Source organism: Photobacterium sp. GB-56 (genome assembly GCF_003026105.1).
Classification (GTDB): Bacteria; Pseudomonadota; Gammaproteobacteria; order Enterobacterales; family Vibrionaceae; genus Photobacterium.
In genome coordinates this window covers 239,860-256,904 of record NZ_PYNW01000001.1, presented here as the reverse complement: position 1 = coordinate 256,904, position 17,045 = coordinate 239,860, and the positions used below count along the sequence as shown (strand labels likewise).

Genomic DNA, 17,045 nt, shown 5'->3' with positions numbered 1-17,045 from the left:
TTTTTTATTAAATTCTCTGAGATATACGTACAAGCCAACAAACAAGTGCAACAAAAATTCAATATTAGGTTATTATTATGTTGAGCAGACGTTGTAAACGTCATTACCTAACTCTTAAAAATAAATGACACATGTTTGTAAAATCCTGGCGGGTAGTATAACCAGAGACCTTGCCTCACTATACGCCCCGTAACATTCAAAAACAATTCCAGTTACATGATGTCAAACACGATTCTCATAAATTAATACTTTTTGATTTAAAGTTATTAACAAGCGCACACAAAGAAGCACAATAATTGACAAAAGTTGCGCCTGACGGTACAACAAATGCACATCCGCATCGGATTAGGATTATAAAAATAGCAAAGGAGATTGTTATGGCAGATAAGAAAGCTACTCTTCATGTTGAAGGGAAAGCACCTATCGAACTGCCGATTATCGGGGGCTCTGAGGGCCAAGATGTAATTGATGTGCGTAAACTTGGTGCAAACGGCTTTTTTACATTTGACCCAGGTTTTCTAGCAACAGCCTCGTGTGAATCTCAAATTACATACATTGATGGCGAAGAAGGAATCTTGCTTCACAGAGGTTTCCCGATTGATCAATTAGCCAATAACGCAGACTATTTAGAAGTTTGTTTTGTCTTGTTATACGGTGAGGTCCCTACCCGAGCTGAATACGAGCAGTTTAGAACAACAGTTACACGCCATACCATGGTGCATGAACAAATCGCGAGCTTTTTCCATGGCTTCCGTCGTGATGCACACCCAATGGCTATAATGTGTGGTGTTGTTGGTGCTTTATCTGCGTTTTATCATGACTCTCTTGATATTAACAACGATACACACCGTGAGATTGCAGCATTTAGATTGTTATCTAAGATGCCGACATTAGCGGCAATGTGTCATAAGTACACCATCGGACAACCATTTATTTATCCTCGTAATGATCTTGATTACGCGGAAAATTTCCTTCACATGATGTTTGCAACACCTTGTGAAGAATATGAAGTAAGCCCTGTCGTTGCGCGTGCTATGGATAAGATCTTTACCCTACACGCAGATCACGAGCAGAATGCTTCAACGTCAACGGTTCGTCTTGCGGGCTCTTCTGGTGCTAACCCATTTGCTTGTATTGCGGCAGGTATTGCATCTCTTTGGGGGCCTGCGCATGGTGGTGCTAATGAAGCTTGTCTTAAGATGCTTGAAGAAATCGGAACTGTAGAAAACATTCCTGAGTTCATTGAGCGTGCAAAAGATAAAGATGACCCATTCCGCCTAATGGGCTTTGGTCACCGTGTTTACAAAAACTACGACCCTCGTGCAACCGTGATGCGTGAAGCTTGTCATGAAGTGCTTGAAGAGCTGAAGATTGAAGATCCATTACTAGATGTTGCAATGGAACTTGAGCGTATTGCGCTTTCTGATGAGTACTTTGTCAGTAAGAAATTATACCCTAACGTAGATTTCTACTCTGGTATTATTTTAAAAGCGATTGGTATTCCAGTATCAATGTTTACGGTGATCTTTGCGATGTCTCGTACCATTGGTTGGATTGCTCACTGGAACGAAATGCACAGTGATCCAACAAATCGTATTGGTCGACCTCGTCAGCTTTATACTGGTGAATCATTTAGAGAATTTAAGCCTCTTCATGAGCGCGAATAAATTTTCTTGAAAGTGATGATAAATAAAAAGGTTGAGTTTAAATACTCAACCTTTTTTATTTCATCTATCAAAAGACTAGCTAGCCTATACTGGGTTATCGATGTCGATAAACGCCACATCAAAGTTATATTCTTGTGCTAACCATTCACCTAATGCTTTTACACCATAACGCTCTGTGGCGTGATGACCCGCAGCAAAATAATGAATACCTAATTCGCGTGCAATATGCGTGGTTCTTTCAGATACTTCACCCGAAATAAAGGCGTCACAGCCTTGCTGAACGGCTAATTCAATATAATCTTGCCCGCCACCAGTACACCACCCCACTTTTTTTATTAAATGAGATGAACTCGGTGCGATATGTAATGGTTCGCGTTGAAGTGCCATCGCAATTCTTGCCGCAAAATCCTCACCACAGATCGCTTGATCTAACTCACCATAAATCGCAACTGAACGAGGATTGCCTAACTCTAAACCACCAGTGATGTCTAAATCTAAACGTTGGGCTAACTGTACATTATTGCCAACTTGCGTATGTACATCTAATGGCAAATGATAAGCATATAAATTAATCCCATTTTCAATCAACGCTTTAATACGTCGATATTTCATACCACGAATTTCAGCAGGCTCACCTTTCCAAAAAAAGCCATGGTGGACAACAATTGCATCGGCTTTCTCTTCAATAGCTCTATCAATCAGTGCCTGACAAGCCGTTACGCCAGTAATAATTTTTTTAACGTCGGGTTTGCCTTCAACTTGTAACCCATTAGGACAATAATCTTTGATCAAGTGAGGAGAAAGAAACTCATTAAGTACGGTTTCTAAAGCAAAATTATTCATCTAATGTTGTCCTTAATCTTATAACTAAAATCTTTTTTAATACTACGATATTAGTTTACTAAAGCTATCTTTATATTAAGAGTTTTCTCTGTATTAACAGTAAATAAATGGTATAAAAAAAGCTGCCAATGGCAGCTTTTCATATTACATGGAAATTATTTTAAGCCTTGCTCAATTTTTTTAAGCCATACAGGCTGAGCGCTAGTTTGCACCCAGTAGCGATGTAAGAAACTACCCATACGCGTACGTTTATTGACAGGTAATAAAAGTAAAACAGGTAATGAAAGCAGTCCTGCTAGTACAACAAAAACGCGACGAAAAGTAATATTGAACTTTGAATACTGAGTGTACATAACAGAATCTCTTTATGACTAAATCTGTCACCACTTTAATCGAGTTTATGAAATATTACTACAGATTTTCGTGTAACTTTTCGTCAATATTGTGTCATACGCCTATATACAAGCGAGTTATGTAAGAATGTTACAAAAAGAAATAGATAAACAATTAACGAAGGATTATCTCGCTGCACTCAATATGCCAAATTTAATCTCATCATACGACTATGTCTGTGACGACACTTGGTTTGAGGTATTTAATCGCGACGCACAACTTCCCTGCATAGCGCCCTATACTGGAAATCGCCGCTTAGGGTTTTACTATCAATGGCTATGGCAGCAATTAATTATTTCTCACCCTCATTACGAATTGATGGAAGAAGAAGTCCAACTTCATTGGCATAAACAGACTGTTGGCTCTATTGATTTTCTGGTTAAAAACTTACGGACTGATGAAATTGAACATTGGGAAGTCGCCATCAAATTTTATCTCGCCTATAACAATAGCTGGCCAGGACCAAATGCTAAAGACAATCTCGATAAGAAAACCAATCGAATGATTGAACATCAACTCAGACTGAGTGAGCATGATGCATTTAAAACTACCTTTGATGAACAGCCAACCAAACGTCGACTCATCATGCAGGGGCGATTATTTCACGCTTGGCCTGAACCTCAGCAAGGCTCAACTATTATTATCAACCCAAAGGCTAACACAGGATTATGGTGTTATCAGTCTGATGCTGCACATCTAGTTTTGAAAGTATTGACGAAAAAACAGTGGATCGCGCCACCAGCTTTCGCTGAACTTGATAAATATCTCGACCCAAATCAAATTACCGTACCAACACAGGCTGTTGATAAAAAAGATAGAGTATGGTTTATCGTTCCGAATCACTGGCCAAAGCATAATAGTGAATTGAGAACATAAGCTTCATATATAAAAAAACGCCCATTGTGGGCGTTTTCTTTATCCATATAACAGGTTATAAACCTGCGTCGGCAAAGACTTTACTGACAATTTCCTGTGCTTCTTGCTCAAGAAGCACTAGATGTTCTTTGCCCTTAAAGCTTTCACAATAGATTTTGTAAATATCTTCTGTACCCGATGGACGAGCAGCAAACCAACCATTTTCAGTCGTCACTTTTAAACCACCAATCGCAGCACCATTACCTGGCGCATGAGTTAGACGTGCGGTGATTGGTTCACCAGCTAGTGTTTCAGCTGAAACCATTTCGGGAGAAAGCTTACTTAATACCGCTTTCTGCTCTTTATTCGCGACAGCTTGCAAACGAGAATATTCTGAACGTCCAAACTTATCTGCTAACTCTTCGTAATATTCTTGCGGTGTTTTACCGGTTACAGCAGTGATCTCTGCAGCTAATAAACACAGTAAAATACCGTCTTTATCTGTTGACCAAGGCGTGCCGTCTTTACGTAAGAAAGATGCGCCCGCACTTTCTTCACCGCCAAAACCTAACTTACCGCTAAATAAGCCATCAACAAACCATTTAAAACCGACTGGAACTTCAACAAGTTCACGGCCTAATGCTGCAACAACACGATCAATCAACGCACTAGATACTAGTGTTTTACCCACTGCAACTTGCTTAGCCCAATCGTTACGATGACGGAATAAGTAATCAATACATACGGCAAGATAATGGTTAGGATTCATTAAACCTGCAGGTGTTACGATGCCATGACGGTCGTAATCAGGATCGTTACCAAACGCTAGATCGTAATTATCTTTGTACGCCAGTAACCCAGCCATTGCATATGGTGATGAACAGTCCATACGCACTACGCCATCTTTATCTAATGACATAAAACGAAATGATGGGTCAATAGATTCATTAACAAGTGTTAGATCTAGCGCATAATATGCGGCAATTTGACGCCAGTATTCAATACCAGAACCACCAAGAGGATCTACACCCAACTTCAGCTCTGATTTTTGAATCGCGTCCATATTTATAACATTTACAAGATCTGCGACATACGGTGCAACTAAATCTTGCTCAACAACAAGTTGTGAAGCTAAAGCGTCGACAATAGATACACGCTTAACATCTACCAAACCGTTTGCAATGATTTCATTAGCACGGCGTTCAATAGCTGTTGTTAATTCACTTTCAGCGGGTCCACCATGGACAGGATTATATTTAATACCGCCATCTTGAGGTGGATTATGCGATGGCGTGATAACAATACCATCAGCTTTATCATCATGTGCTTTGTTGTAACAAAGGATAGAGTGAGAAATGCCAGGTGTCGGGGTATATCCCTTACCTTGTTGAATAACAACTTGAACATTATTAGCAACAAGTACTTCTAATGTTGAAGTAAAAGCAGGCTCTGATAATGCATGGGTATCTTTTCCTAAAAAAAGTGGCCCCATCACTCCATTTTCAGCACGCACTTCAGCAATGGCTTGTGCAATGGCCCAAATATGATGCTGATTAAATGTGCCTTTATCTGCTGTTCCTCGATGACCTGAAGTACCAAACTCTACTTGCTGAGATGCATCTTGAGCACTTGGCTCTATAAGAAAATAATTAGCGATAAGTGCTGGAATGTTATGCATATCTTCTTGCTGAGCTCGTTGCCCAGCACGAGGATGAATAGCCATAGTTTTATCCTTGTTATTTGACCTCAATATCTGACAATTAGATTTCGCCACATACCTTATCAATAATGTCTGAACCAAATCCCATCTTAGTCATCAGCTGGTCAATCATTTGACGCTTACGCTCAGTATTTGTATTTGTAATCACCCAGAATGGTGTTGATGGAATCGACTTAGGTTTCGTCGTTTTACCACTTGCTAGTAACGTTTCTTCATCATGAGCAAAGTAAACGCGGGTACGACCTTTAATTGCAGCAGCTTCAGCAAAGCCTTCTGCATCAATGCTATACAAAGAAGACAAGATCATCATAAAACGACCAATTGCTTTTTCTTGTGCGGCAAATTCATCAGAGATCAATACTGTTCGCATTTCTTTAACACGATCCATCGTTGGTACATTGCCAGCATCTTTACTAACAACGATCCCTTTCGGACGAACAGGCATTACCACAGCAGGCTGCTGTAGTAGTTGCTCTTCAGGTACCATAAGCAAGCGACGCAAAATATCAGAAGCACTTTCACCAATATGTTGAGTTTGGCTAGCAATATAACGATATAGTTCTTCGTCTACTTCAATAGTCTTCATCGTATTATTCATTATCGTTCCGTTAAAAAATCTGGCTACGATTATAGCTTGATCCGAGGTTATACTCTACGGTAAATACCACAACTAATTAGAGAAAATAGTCAGTGAATCTTCATTATCAAGTTGAAGGCGATGGAAAAACGATCATTTTGATCCATGGCTTATTCGGCAGTGCTGCTAATCTAGGGCTTTTAGCCAGATATTTGAAAAATAACTATAAAGTAATTAGCGTTGATCTTCGTAACCATGGATTGTCCCCACACAGTGATCATTTTACCTATCAGGATATGGCACAAGATGTGCTGAATGTGATCAACCAATTAGATATTGATCAATTTTCGGTAATTGGTCATTCAATGGGTGGAAAAGTAGCCATGGCATTGGCTGCATTAGCACCAAATCACTTAGAACATTTGGTTGTATTGGATATGGCTCCGGTTAGCTATCAAACACATCGGCATCAAAATGTGTTTAATGGTTTACAAGAAGTGAATAAACATACCATTACCAAGCGTAGTGAGGCCGAACAGTTTCTTGCTCAATATGTTGAAGACGCCAGTGTTAGACAATTTTTACTTAAATCTCTCGCCAAACAGGGTGAACATTACCAATGGCGATTTAATGTTGATGGGATTATTGCCAACTACAGCACCATTATGGGCTGGCAGCCTGCTGTAGAGCCATTCAAAGGCAAGACATTATTTATTAAAGGCCAAGAATCTGACTATATCATGCCAGAATATCGGGATGAAATTATGCGCCAATTCCCTCACGCCAAAGCACATATGGTGGCAAATACTGGACATTGGCTCCATGCCGAAAAACCTGAAACGGTGACCCGTATCATCACAAACTTCCTTGATAAATAAATAACATGGCTTATCTCGTTGTTAGCATGCTCACTAGCAACGAGATATTGCATAACCACAGTGTTAAATACCTTTTTTAACTATGCTATAGTCTCACTAGATTGATATACCTGAATGACTTTAAATACCAAGTATTTTGAGGTTACTTGGGTATATATCAAAAGGATTTGTTATGCTTTATGGATACATAGACTTAATTAAATCTATTGGGCTGGATCTTGTTTTTACCACTATTTTTTCTTTCTCGGTATGGCAATAAAAGATTTCTTAAAACAAGGTAATGTCCCTCCTTTTAGACAAAAAGTTGTTCGGCTAGTCTAATTTCTGGCTGTGCTGGATTTATAACCAAAGGCATTATTCAGCTAAGATGGGAAGGTACTGGGATTTAATTATTAGCGTTAATTGTGTAACTTATGATGATTATATCAACACCTAAACACTTAGTTCTTGCGGGTAATGCTACCGTTTAGACGAAAAAATATACAAAACGTCAGTAAACAGTAATTATCATTGCACCGTTTCTACTGATTTCTGTAAACTGCGATGCAGCAGTTAACTATTTATATACGGGTAATCTCTACTATGGCAAGCGTTGGACTCTTCTTTGGTAGCGACACAGGTAATACCGAAGCTGTCGCTAAAATGATTCAAAAGCAACTTGGTGACAAGCTAGTTGAAGTAAAAGATATCGCAAAAAGCAGCAAAGAAGATATCGACAACTTTGATCTATTGCTACTTGGTATTCCTACTTGGTACTACGGTGAACCACAGTGTGATTGGGATGACTTTTTCCCAGAGCTTGAGCAAGTTGATTTTTCAACTAAACTTGTGGCTATCTTCGGTTGTGGTGACCAAGAAGATTACGCAGAATATTTCTGTGATGCGATGGGTACTGTGCGTGACATCGTTGAAGGTCGCGGTGCAACTGTTGTGGGTAACTTCTCAACAGAAGGCTTTGAGTTTGAAGCTTCAAAAGCACTTGTTGATGACAACCACTTCGTAGGTTTATGTATTGATGAAGATCGCCAACCAGAGCTTACAGCACAGCGTGTTAAGCAATGGGTTGAGCAAATTTATGATGAAATGTGCTTAGCAGAACTTGCTGATTAATCGCATTGAGATCATCAAAAAAACGCGCTTATCAAGCGCGTTTTTTTATACATCTTTTTAGCGATATTTTCACTCAAGATATCGCATTCGATTCCGTTCGATATTCTGGTTTTTTCCTTACATATAAGGTTCGCTCAACTTGAGAAACTAACTCCCCTCGACTATTTAATACATTGACCGTAAAAGAGGGAAAATACTTATCACCAGATTTTGTTACTTGCTTTATCTCTTCAATACACTGTTCAGAAATCACAAAATCAGCGGTTAAATCACTATCGCCCGGTTGAATAAAGTTGATATTTGCTTGTTTATCCCAGACAAAATACTCACGTCCAAGTATGCCCATTAACATCAAAGAATAAACAGGATCTGTAAGTGAAAAAATACTTCCACCATACTGTGTACGGTTTGCATTCTTATTCCACCAGCGCAGCTTCAATTTTATACGAACATATCGAAAATCATCACTGATCGTCATAATCTTAATACCCGCCCCCCAAAAGGGTGGCCATAGATTCAGCGCACATTTCACAACACTTGGCTTATAAACGTTAAACAATATGAAAGCCCCCATCTGGTACGATGAGTTTATATTTACATAAATTTTACATACATTCAAACACTAGAAATTATACATATCTCCTAGTTTCCTCTGCTTTTAAGGTTTATTGTTATCGTTGCGTCACTTATAATAGTTAGAAATGAAAAAGACTACTGCAACACCTTTGCGGATAGCCAATAGGAAATTTTGATGTCAGATAATAATCATGCGCTAAAACAAGCAGGCTTAAAAGTTACTCTTCCACGCCTTAAAATTTTGGAAGTACTGCAAGAACCTGATTGCCAACACATCAGTGCTGAAGACTTGTACAAAAAACTTATCGATATTGGCGAAGAAATTGGCCTAGCTACAGTCTATCGCGTACTCAACCAGTTTGATGATGCAGGCATTGTCACACGACATCATTTTGAAGGTGGTAAATCTGTTTTCGAACTATCAACTCAACACCACCATGATCATCTAGTTTGTTTAGATTGTGGTAAAGTTATCGAGTTTTCAGATGACATCATCGAAGATCGTCAAAAACAAATTGCAGAAAGCTTCAATGTTCGCTTAACAAATCATAGCCTATATCTATATGGTCATTGCATGAAAGGCAATTGCGCCGAAGATGAAACTCTTCACGACCCAAAGTAATACTTTAAAAGAGCCAGTGTATTTCCACTGGCTTTTTTATTTGATACTTAGTTCACCTTTCAAACATTGTTACAAATAACCACATTACAAAATGGTGTTTTTTACTATATATCTATGCCAACTATTTTATATGGATGTTATAGATGAAAGTAAAACCATTAGTACTCGCATTAATCACCACCCTATCTCTTTCAAGCCTAATATCTAACGCGAATGCTTGTACTCGTATCCTTTGGCAAACAGAAGATCATGGTGTCTTTGTTTCTCGTACTATGGATTGGTCTGAATCCACAAACCCTTACTTAGCAAACTTTCCTCAAGGTTCAGAATACACAACGCACCTAAGTAATAAGAACCTTGTTACATCCAAATTTGCTGTCACGGGGATCACTGCTTACGGTGTTCTAATGGATGGTATTAACTCACAAGGGCTCAGTGGTAATATTCTTTATGATGGTGGAATGGATCTCGGCAAAGGGAATAATAAACAAACCGATGGCGCAATTACCTACCTTCGCCATATGTTGTCGCAACATAAAACAGTGAATGATGTTGTAAAAGCAGCCACCGCACTTGCCCCTAACGAAGAATTTATTGAAGGAATTCCTGTTCGCATTGCTCTGCATTTATCTTTCCAAGATCCAACGGGCGACAGCGCTATTATTGAATGGCGTGAGGGCAAACCTCAAATTTGGCATGGAAAACAATATACCGTCATGACAAATCAGCCTGGTTATGCCCAACACCTTGCGAATATTAAACGTTCTGCACGTGGATGGGGCGAACAAGATCAACAATGGAGCCAAACAAATTTAGGCACTGGCGGTAACACTAATCCTGAAGATCGTTTCGTTCATGCCACCTATTTTTCAGAGCACTTAAAAGAACCAACGAGCATCATCAATGGCATTTTAAAGCTCGAGTCAACGATGTTTCGTATTCCTCATGATGCGCCAAACCGCCCTATTAACGGTAAAATGACAGGTTACGCAACAGAGTATTCGGTAAATAGGCATTTACAATCAGGTGAGACTTTCGTTCGCTATCAATGGGGAGATATATTTAGTCAATTTAAATACAACACCCAAGATATTCAAAAATCAGGCAAAATGATTTTCTTCAAATTAAGCAATGCTGAGCTTGCGGGGAATATTACGGAGCAAGTCATTAACTCTGGACATTAATAGCCATGTTATATCATCGATTTAGATAGCTATTAATAAAAAACCGCATCACAAGAGCGATGCGGTTTTTATTAGCTGAAATCAGAGACTGAATTAGTCGCCAATTTTCGCCCAAGTATCACGAAGGCCGACTGTGCGGTTGAAGACTAAATGCTCAGGGCTTGAGTCTTTGTTATCTGCACAGAAGTAACCCATACGCTCAAATTGGTAAGCTTTTTCAGCTTCAGCAGCAACCAATGATGGTTCAACGAAACCGTTAACTACTGTTAGAGAGTCAGGGTTGATCACTGATACAAAATCATCTGCCGCACCAGGGTTTGGTACTGTAAATAGGCGATCGTATAAACGAATTTCTGCTGGAATACCCGCTTCTGCTGATACCCAGTGAATAACACCTTTTACTTTACGACCATCTGCTGGGTTCTTACCTAATGTATCTTTATCGTAAGAACAGAAAATTGTGGTGATATTACCTTCCGCATCCTTTTCGATGCGATCCGCTTGAATCACATAAGCGCCACGTAAGCGAACTTCTTTACCTAACACTAAACGCTTGTATTTCTTATTCGCTTCTTCGCGGAAATCTTCACGCTCAATGTATAGCTCGCGGCTAAATGGCACTTCACGCGAACCCATTTCAGGTTGATTCGGATGATTAGCGACAGTAAGCATTTCTGTCTCACCATCAAAGTTTTCAATCACAACTTTAACAGGATCAAGAACCGCCATTGCACGTGGTGCGTTTTCGTTTAGATCGTCACGAATACAAGATTCTAGTGAGCTGATCTCGATAGTGTTGTCTTGCTTAGTCACACCGATACGCTTACAGAACTCACGCATAGATGCCGGTGTGAAACCACGGCGACGCAGACCAGAAATAGTTGGCATACGTGGATCATCCCAACCATTAACCAATTTATCAGTCACAAGTTGGTTCAGCTTACGCTTCGACATCACAGTGTATTCAAGGTTTAGACGGCTAAACTCATACTGATGCGGTGTACAATCGATAGTGATGTTTTCAAGAACCCAATCGTATAGACGACGGTTGTCCATGAACTCAAGGGTACAAATAGAGTGCGTAATGCCCTCTAGCGCATCAGAAATACAGTGTGTGAAGTCGTACATTGGGTAAATGCACCACTTATCACCCGTTTGATGATGAGTCGCAAAACGTACACGGTAGATCACTGGATCGCGCATAACCATAAATGGTGATGCCATGTCGATCTTCGCACGAAGACACATTTTGCCTTCTTCAACTTCACCGTTCTTCATTTTGTCGAATAGAGCTAAGTTTTCTTCAACGCTACGATCGCGGTATGGGCTATGCTTACCTGGCTCAGTTAATGTGCCACGGTACTCACGCATCTGCTCTGGACTTAGCTCATCAACGTACGCTAAGCCTTTATTAATTAATTCAATTGCGAACCCGTATAGCTTATCGAAGTAGTTTGATGAATAACAAATCTCACCGCTCCACTCAAAGCCCAACCAGTTAACATCGTTCTTAATAGACTCAACGTATTCGATGTCTTCTTTCTCAGGGTTAGTATCATCAAAACGAAGATTACATTGACCCTGATAGTCCTGAGCAATACCGAAGTTCAAACAAATAGATTTAGCATGGCCGATATGCAGGTAACCATTCGGCTCCGGCGGGAATCGGGTATGTACGCTTGTATGTTTGCCACTTGCTAAATCCGCATCAATAATTTGGCGGATAAAGTTAGTTGGACGAGCTTCAGATTCACTCATCAATTACACCTCGTGTGCTTACAGGATTGAGAACTGTATATGATCCATAAATATGGCTCATGACTCAACAAATAGTATGCATTGTTTGTCGATATGGATAAAAAAGCCCCGTAATAACGGAGTTTGTATCCTACCACTATACATTAATGCCCTAATTAGGCGCATTAAAAACATGACCATTAATTTGATAGCCATGATTTTTACCTAACTTAATAAAAAAAGCCGATGAAGGTTTCCCTTCACCGGCTGATATTTTAACAGTTAAAGCGTGTTTACATCGTAACTTATAGTGATGTTACACGGCTGAAACGTTTACCGTCTGCGCTTACTGCACGGATTTCAACTTTACCCGTTACACTTGGTTGTGCTTTCGCATTGTAAGTGTTCCACGTTTTGCCTTCGTCCGTTGAGTATTGTAGTGCTAAGCCAGGCATACTTACGTTCATTGCAAGTTTACCATTTTCAATTTTTGCACCAGGTACTGGTACACGGTACTGAATACCTGCCGCATCAAGTTTAGCTAGTTCACGTTGACCAAGAACGTTAGCAAAACGCTCCCACTCGTTGTGAAGGGCTTTCTTGTCCACAAGGTTTGAGTCTTGTGAGTATTCAACACCTGCTTGGTACTCATTTTCCCACTCACCTTTGTGCCATGCACGCTCAGCTGCTGCTAGTACGCGAGGGAATACCATGTACTCGTATTGATCATCGTTACCTACAGTTTCACTCCAAAGCTGAGCAGACAGACCGTGGAAGCCTTTCGATTCAACCGTACCTTTACTTGCAAAGCCATTGCCATCACGATCGAGTGATGTTTCTGCGTTCTGAGGTAAGTTTGCAGGTGCAAAACCAAACATCTTACGTGTATCTGTTGCACGTGTTGCCCAGTAGTAACCGCGCTCTGATGGATCTACTTCATATGGCATATCCATGTATACGTAATCTGGGTTTGATACTACAACATCATAGCCTTTGTTAGCCCACTCGTATGCAGATGCACCACCGCCCCAGTATAGAACATCCCAGAAGTTCACACGTACGTTATCTGTGTCAAATGCTTTCGCATCTTTCGAGTACTTCAAGCCATCTTGCCATGCTTGGAAATTCTCAATACCCTTGCTATTAACCACAGCACTTACACGCTCAGCAAAGTAGCTTGGTAGACGATCGTAATCACTTACCACACCTTCTGCGATCAATTTCTGACACATTGGTGATTTTTGGTATGGCTTATCTTGCTTAGATTGATCAATTGAACCCGTCCAAGCTGTTTGCTCTGCAGCGTTAATATCTTGGAAGCCTGCATTTAACTTGATGTTCTTCGCTTCATCACCACCGAAATGCCATGTATTTAGCGGCATACCCGCGTCTTTATGCATTGCTTGAATTTCAGTAATGACTTTATCAACAAACTTTGCTGACGAATCCATACATGGGTTAATAAAACTACGCTTATCGTAGAACTGTACTGTCGTTACGTTTGACGTATCTTGTGGATCCATCAAGCGATATTCATTCGCTTCATCCATCTTGCCTTCAGCAGCTAGACGCTTGTAACGCGCTTCCATTGCTACCACCGCTGCACGCGCGTGAGCTGGCATATCAATTTCAGGGATCACTTCGATACCACGTGCTTTCGCATATTTTAGAATATCTAAGTAATCTTGCTTGCTGTAGAAACCTGAACCATCGTTCTCAGATGTTGGGCCTGAGCCTAGTTGAGGAAGAAGACAGCTTGTTTCTGATAAATCATGACAACGCTTACCACCGATTTCTGTCAATTCAGGAAGACCCGGAATTTCGATACGCCAACCTTCATCATCAGATAGGTGGAAGTGGAATTTGTTCATCTTGTACGCTGCCATTTGATCTAGCGTACGTAGGATCGCTTCTTTAGAGTGGAAGTTACGACCCACATCAACCATTACACCACGATAATCAAAACGTGGTGCGTCCAATACATTTAATGTTGGAATGCTGTTATCTGCACCGGTAGACATCAGTGAGATCAGAGACTGCATACCGTAGAACGCACCTTGGTTATCAAAACCAGTAACGGTGGCGCCCTTCTTAGTTACGTCTAGCTTATAAGCACCAACAATTTGCTGATCCTTCTTAAACGAACCCGGTAAAATTGTTACTTTTACTGGGTATTCACCCTGCGCGTTCACACCAAGCTGTGCTAAACGAGCCTCTACTGCAGCCATCATGTCAGCAGGTAGCGTTAGGTTGTCGATCTTAATACCGTTAGCTAGAGAAACAGTATCGCCAGTTAATTTAGTACTTAGCGGTGTAGGTAAAATAGTGCCAGCTACTTCTTCAGAAGCCACTAAGTTTACATCGCTGTTTTTCTCAAAACGTGTTTCTGGTGTCGCTAATACGTTATTATCCGCTTTAACACGCTTAAATTGATCGCCTTTTAATGGCGTTAAGTAATCTGCAGGGTTAGCTGTATCTGTGCTAACAATTGTTTTTGGTTCTGCATTACCTGCTGTTACATATGCACGAGGCATGTAATCATTTTCAAATAAAGTCCAATATTCACCGATGTAAGGGATAACAACCTTTTCACCTTCAGCAAAACCATCGAACTTATCTGTTGGCTCTAGTGTGTGTAGATCACCTGTTACATGAGTAACTTTGAATTGATCATTCTGCACTTCTAGGATTTGACGAATACTGCTGAAGTAAATTTTCCAATCTTTATTCGTCACCGCTGGACCTTTATTTTCCAGCGTTAAATTAATCAAATCACATGATGCCCATTCCGCACCCAGTGTTTTACATGGCAAGCCTTCTTCTGCACCGTGCTGAATAGCGACTTCGTAGTTAAGATCTAGGTTTGACGCTAGGTTATTTACTACAGTTTGATCATTGTTTCCTTTACTTGCACAACCCGTCACCGCTAATGCAATAAAAGATGCTAACGCCGTAAGTTTAATAGTCATGATATATTCCTTTCTCCCGATATCTCTTCTAAAAAAGTGAAGAGAAAATCAATACGAGCCCAAACGTTGGGTACTCAAAATGCCGGCCCTATCATTCCATGTTTGAAAATAATAAGGCCGGTTTTATTAAAGGTCTTGCGGTATTACTTAATTACTGAAGAATTCAGGTAATTATGGAAGTTTTACAGAAGATAGATCTTCTGACGCTGGGATTTTCTTCATTTCGCCAGCAACAATTTCAGCTAGAGGGCCAAGGATAACCTGAAGGTTATTTGAACCTAGTTTAACTACACCCATCGCACCTAGTGCTTTTAACGTTTTCTCGTTAGCAAGACTGCTGTCTTTTAGCGTTAGGCGTAGACGTGTAATACAAGCATCAATGTTCTCTAGGTTACCGTGACCACCCAGTGCTTTTAAGTACTGCTTCGCTAGCTCGCTAGTTTCTGCAGAACCTGCAACTGATGAAGTCTCTTCTTCGTCGTCTTCACGGCCAGGCGTTTTAAGGTTGAACTTAACAATCGCGAAGCGGAATACAAAGTAGTAGATGAAGAAGAATGCAATACCTTGAACAATCAGCATATACCACTGAACAGCTAGTGGGTTGCGTGATGACAAGAACATATCAACTAGACCTGCAGAGAAACCGAAACCTGCAATCCACTGCATAGATGCTGCGATGTATACAGATAGACCCGCTAGTGCTGCGTGAATTACGTACAGTACTGGTGCTAGGAACATGAATGCAAATTCTAGCGGCTCAGTAACACCTGTGAAGAATGATGCAAAACCAGCAGCTAGTAGTAGAGATGCTACGCGCTCTTTATTCTTCGCTTTCGCAGTGTGGTACATCGCAAGTGCCGCACCTGGTAGACCAAACATCATGATTGGGAAGAAACCAGCTTGGTACATACCAGTGACACCTGGAGTTGCTGTACCTTCAGCGATTGATTTCGCGCCGCCTAGGAAGTTAGGAATATCGTTAATACCTGCTACGTCAAACCAGAATACTGAGTTTAGTGCGTGGTGAAGACCTACAGGAATCAATAGACGGTTGAAGAATGCATATAGACCCGCACCTACAGAACCCATACCTTGGATGCTTTCACCAAAATGTACTAGACCGCCGTAAATTGATGGCCAAACAACCATCAAGATACCTGCAATAACGATACCAGCAATAGATGTTAGAATTGGTACTAAACGCTTACCACTAAAGAACGCTAGTGCTTTGTGTAGTTCTACGTTTGAGAAACGGTTGTACAACTCAGCTGATACGATACCGACTAAGATACCTACGAATTGGTTATTGATTTTACCAAATGCAGCTGGAACTGCGCTTGGGTCAATACCTTGGATTTGCGCGACTGCACCCGGTGCAAGAAGCGTTGTTACCACAAGGAAACCTACAAAACCAGAAAGTGCTGCTGCACCATCTTTATCTTTAGACATGCCGTATGCAACACCCACTGCAAACAGTACAGACATGTTATCAATAATTGCCGCACCAGCCTTGATCAAGAAAGCAGCTAATGCAGAGTTTGCACCCCAGCCGTTCGGATCAATCCAGTAACCGATACCCATTAAGATTGCCGCTGCAGGAAGTACTGCAACTGGCACCATTAATGCCTTACCTACTTTTTGAAAATATCCAAGAATATTCACCCTTAGTTCCCCCTATGGTTTTCTTAGATGTAATTAAATAACTGTTTATAAGCTATCCGTATTAAGTTATCCGCAGTTTAAGAAATTAATTTCGCCCCGCAAATTAAAAGCTCATCATTTGTGATCTCAATCACCGACGGAGGTTAGAACTGAGTGATTTTGCTAGCTCGATCATAAAACTTATTTTATCATTCGAAACAAAGGCGCTATGTCGCTAAGATTTTTCCTGTTTTAACTTTCTTCAACGAGGTA

At 40.5% G+C, this 17,045-nt stretch carries 14 protein-coding genes and 1 pseudogene; 7 read left to right on the top strand and 8 right to left on the bottom strand.

Annotation, left to right across the window (positions count from 1 at the left end):
* Positions 1-377: 377 nt before the first annotated feature.
* Positions 378-1,667 carry a citrate synthase gene (locus C9J42_RS01280; RefSeq protein WP_107205577.1) on the top strand — a complete coding sequence of 430 codons (1,290 nt, stop codon included), beginning with the start codon at positions 378-380 and terminating at the stop codon, positions 1,665-1,667.
* Positions 1,668-1,751: 84 nt separating this feature from the next.
* On the opposite strand, the gene C9J42_RS01275 is transcribed toward C9J42_RS01280, so the two are convergent.
* Complete coding sequence (locus tag C9J42_RS01275) at positions 1,752-2,510, bottom strand: Nif3-like dinuclear metal center hexameric protein (RefSeq protein WP_107205576.1); 759 nt, start codon at positions 2,508-2,510, stop codon at positions 1,752-1,754.
* Positions 2,511-2,665: 155 nt separating this feature from the next.
* On the bottom strand, positions 2,666-2,863 hold the full coding sequence (locus tag C9J42_RS01270) for a DUF2517 family protein (RefSeq protein WP_107205575.1): 198 nt from the start codon (positions 2,861-2,863) through the stop codon (positions 2,666-2,668).
* A 127-nt stretch (positions 2,864-2,990) separates the two neighbouring features.
* Between C9J42_RS01270 and C9J42_RS01265 the strand changes: the two genes are divergently transcribed.
* Positions 2,991-3,779 carry a DUF1853 family protein gene (locus C9J42_RS01265; protein ID WP_107259389.1) on the top strand — a complete coding sequence of 263 codons (789 nt, stop codon included), beginning with the start codon at positions 2,991-2,993 and terminating at the stop codon, positions 3,777-3,779.
* A gap of 55 nt (positions 3,780-3,834) precedes the next feature.
* Here the strand turns inward: C9J42_RS01265 and pgm are convergent, their stop codons facing one another.
* Together pgm and seqA are read right to left on the bottom strand one after the other, a co-directional pair.
* Positions 3,835-5,481, bottom strand: coding sequence for a phosphoglucomutase (alpha-D-glucose-1,6-bisphosphate-dependent) (gene pgm, locus C9J42_RS01260; protein WP_107301594.1), 1,647 nt, complete (start codon positions 5,479-5,481; stop codon positions 3,835-3,837).
* A 37-nt stretch (positions 5,482-5,518) separates the two neighbouring features.
* Positions 5,519-6,064: a replication initiation negative regulator SeqA gene (gene seqA, locus C9J42_RS01255; RefSeq protein ID WP_107245703.1), complete on the bottom strand. Its 546-nt coding sequence runs from the start codon at positions 6,062-6,064 to the stop codon at positions 5,519-5,521.
* Between the two features lie 104 nt (positions 6,065-6,168).
* Here seqA and C9J42_RS01250 point away from each other — a divergent pair, with 104 nt between their 5' ends.
* The 3 genes and pseudogenes from C9J42_RS01250 (at position 6,169) to fldA (ending at position 8,043) form a co-directional block, all read left to right on the top strand.
* Complete coding sequence (locus C9J42_RS01250; RefSeq protein ID WP_107245590.1) at positions 6,169-6,933, top strand: alpha/beta fold hydrolase; 765 nt, start codon at positions 6,169-6,171, stop codon at positions 6,931-6,933.
* Positions 6,934-7,105: 172 nt separating this feature from the next.
* Positions 7,106-7,322 (top strand): annotated as a pseudogene (locus tag C9J42_RS21575) (DUF2788 domain-containing protein).
* Positions 7,323-7,515: 193 nt separating this feature from the next.
* A complete protein-coding gene (fldA, locus tag C9J42_RS01240; RefSeq protein WP_107205571.1) occupies positions 7,516-8,043 on the top strand; it encodes a flavodoxin FldA in 528 nt (175 codons plus the stop codon).
* Between the two features lie 73 nt (positions 8,044-8,116).
* On the opposite strand, the gene C9J42_RS01235 is transcribed toward fldA, so the two are convergent.
* Positions 8,117-8,602 carry a DUF4442 domain-containing protein gene (locus C9J42_RS01235; RefSeq protein ID WP_107205570.1) on the bottom strand — a complete coding sequence of 162 codons (486 nt, stop codon included), beginning with the start codon at positions 8,600-8,602 and terminating at the stop codon, positions 8,117-8,119.
* A 192-nt stretch (positions 8,603-8,794) separates the two neighbouring features.
* On the opposite strand from C9J42_RS01235, the gene fur reads away from it, so the two are divergent.
* Together fur and C9J42_RS01225 are read left to right on the top strand one after the other, a co-directional pair.
* The gene (gene fur, locus C9J42_RS01230; RefSeq protein ID WP_107205569.1) at positions 8,795-9,241 is read left to right on the top strand and encodes a ferric iron uptake transcriptional regulator; all 447 of its coding nucleotides are present in this window, start codon (positions 8,795-8,797) and stop codon (positions 9,239-9,241) included.
* A 143-nt stretch (positions 9,242-9,384) separates the two neighbouring features.
* A complete protein-coding gene (locus C9J42_RS01225) occupies positions 9,385-10,425 on the top strand; it encodes a linear amide C-N hydrolase (protein ID WP_107294121.1) in 1,041 nt (346 codons plus the stop codon).
* Between the two features lie 93 nt (positions 10,426-10,518).
* On the opposite strand, the gene glnS is transcribed toward C9J42_RS01225, so the two are convergent.
* The 3 genes from glnS to nagE all read right to left on the bottom strand — a co-directional run bounded on the left by glnS (position 10,519) and on the right by nagE (position 16,793).
* The gene (gene glnS / locus C9J42_RS01220) at positions 10,519-12,183 is read right to left on the bottom strand and encodes a glutamine--tRNA ligase (RefSeq protein WP_107287076.1); all 1,665 of its coding nucleotides are present in this window, start codon (positions 12,181-12,183) and stop codon (positions 10,519-10,521) included.
* A gap of 284 nt (positions 12,184-12,467) precedes the next feature.
* Positions 12,468-15,131 (bottom strand): beta-N-acetylhexosaminidase, encoded by a 2,664-nt coding sequence (locus C9J42_RS01215; RefSeq protein WP_107205566.1) that lies wholly within the window; start codon positions 15,129-15,131, stop codon positions 12,468-12,470.
* 171 nt (positions 15,132-15,302) lie between these two features.
* Complete coding sequence (nagE, locus tag C9J42_RS01210) at positions 15,303-16,793, bottom strand: N-acetylglucosamine-specific PTS transporter subunit IIBC (RefSeq protein ID WP_107245595.1); 1,491 nt, start codon at positions 16,791-16,793, stop codon at positions 15,303-15,305.
* Positions 16,794-17,045: the final 252 nt, after the last annotated feature.

Coding starts and splice junctions, on each gene's coding strand:
- C9J42_RS01280 (WP_107205577.1), top strand. CDS start 378: ATGGCAGATAAGAAAGCTACTCTTCATGTTGAAGGGAAAGCACCTATC.
- C9J42_RS01275 (WP_107205576.1), bottom strand. CDS start 2,510: ATGAATAATTTTGCTTTAGAAACCGTACTTAATGAGTTTCTTTCTCCT.
- C9J42_RS01270 (WP_107205575.1), bottom strand. CDS start 2,863: ATGTACACTCAGTATTCAAAGTTCAATATTACTTTTCGTCGCGTTTTT.
- C9J42_RS01265 (WP_107259389.1), top strand. CDS start 2,991: ATGTTACAAAAAGAAATAGATAAACAATTAACGAAGGATTATCTCGCT.
- pgm (WP_107301594.1), bottom strand. CDS start 5,481: ATGGCTATTCATCCTCGTGCTGGGCAACGAGCTCAGCAAGAAGATATG.
- seqA (WP_107245703.1), bottom strand. CDS start 6,064: ATGAAGACTATTGAAGTAGACGAAGAACTATATCGTTATATTGCTAGC.
- fldA (WP_107205571.1), top strand. CDS start 7,516: ATGGCAAGCGTTGGACTCTTCTTTGGTAGCGACACAGGTAATACCGAA.
- fur (WP_107205569.1), top strand. CDS start 8,795: ATGTCAGATAATAATCATGCGCTAAAACAAGCAGGCTTAAAAGTTACT.
- C9J42_RS01225 (WP_107294121.1), top strand. CDS start 9,385: ATGAAAGTAAAACCATTAGTACTCGCATTAATCACCACCCTATCTCTT.
- glnS (WP_107287076.1), bottom strand. CDS start 12,183: ATGAGTGAATCTGAAGCTCGTCCAACTAACTTTATCCGCCAAATTATT.
- C9J42_RS01215 (WP_107205566.1), bottom strand. CDS start 15,131: ATGACTATTAAACTTACGGCGTTAGCATCTTTTATTGCATTAGCGGTG.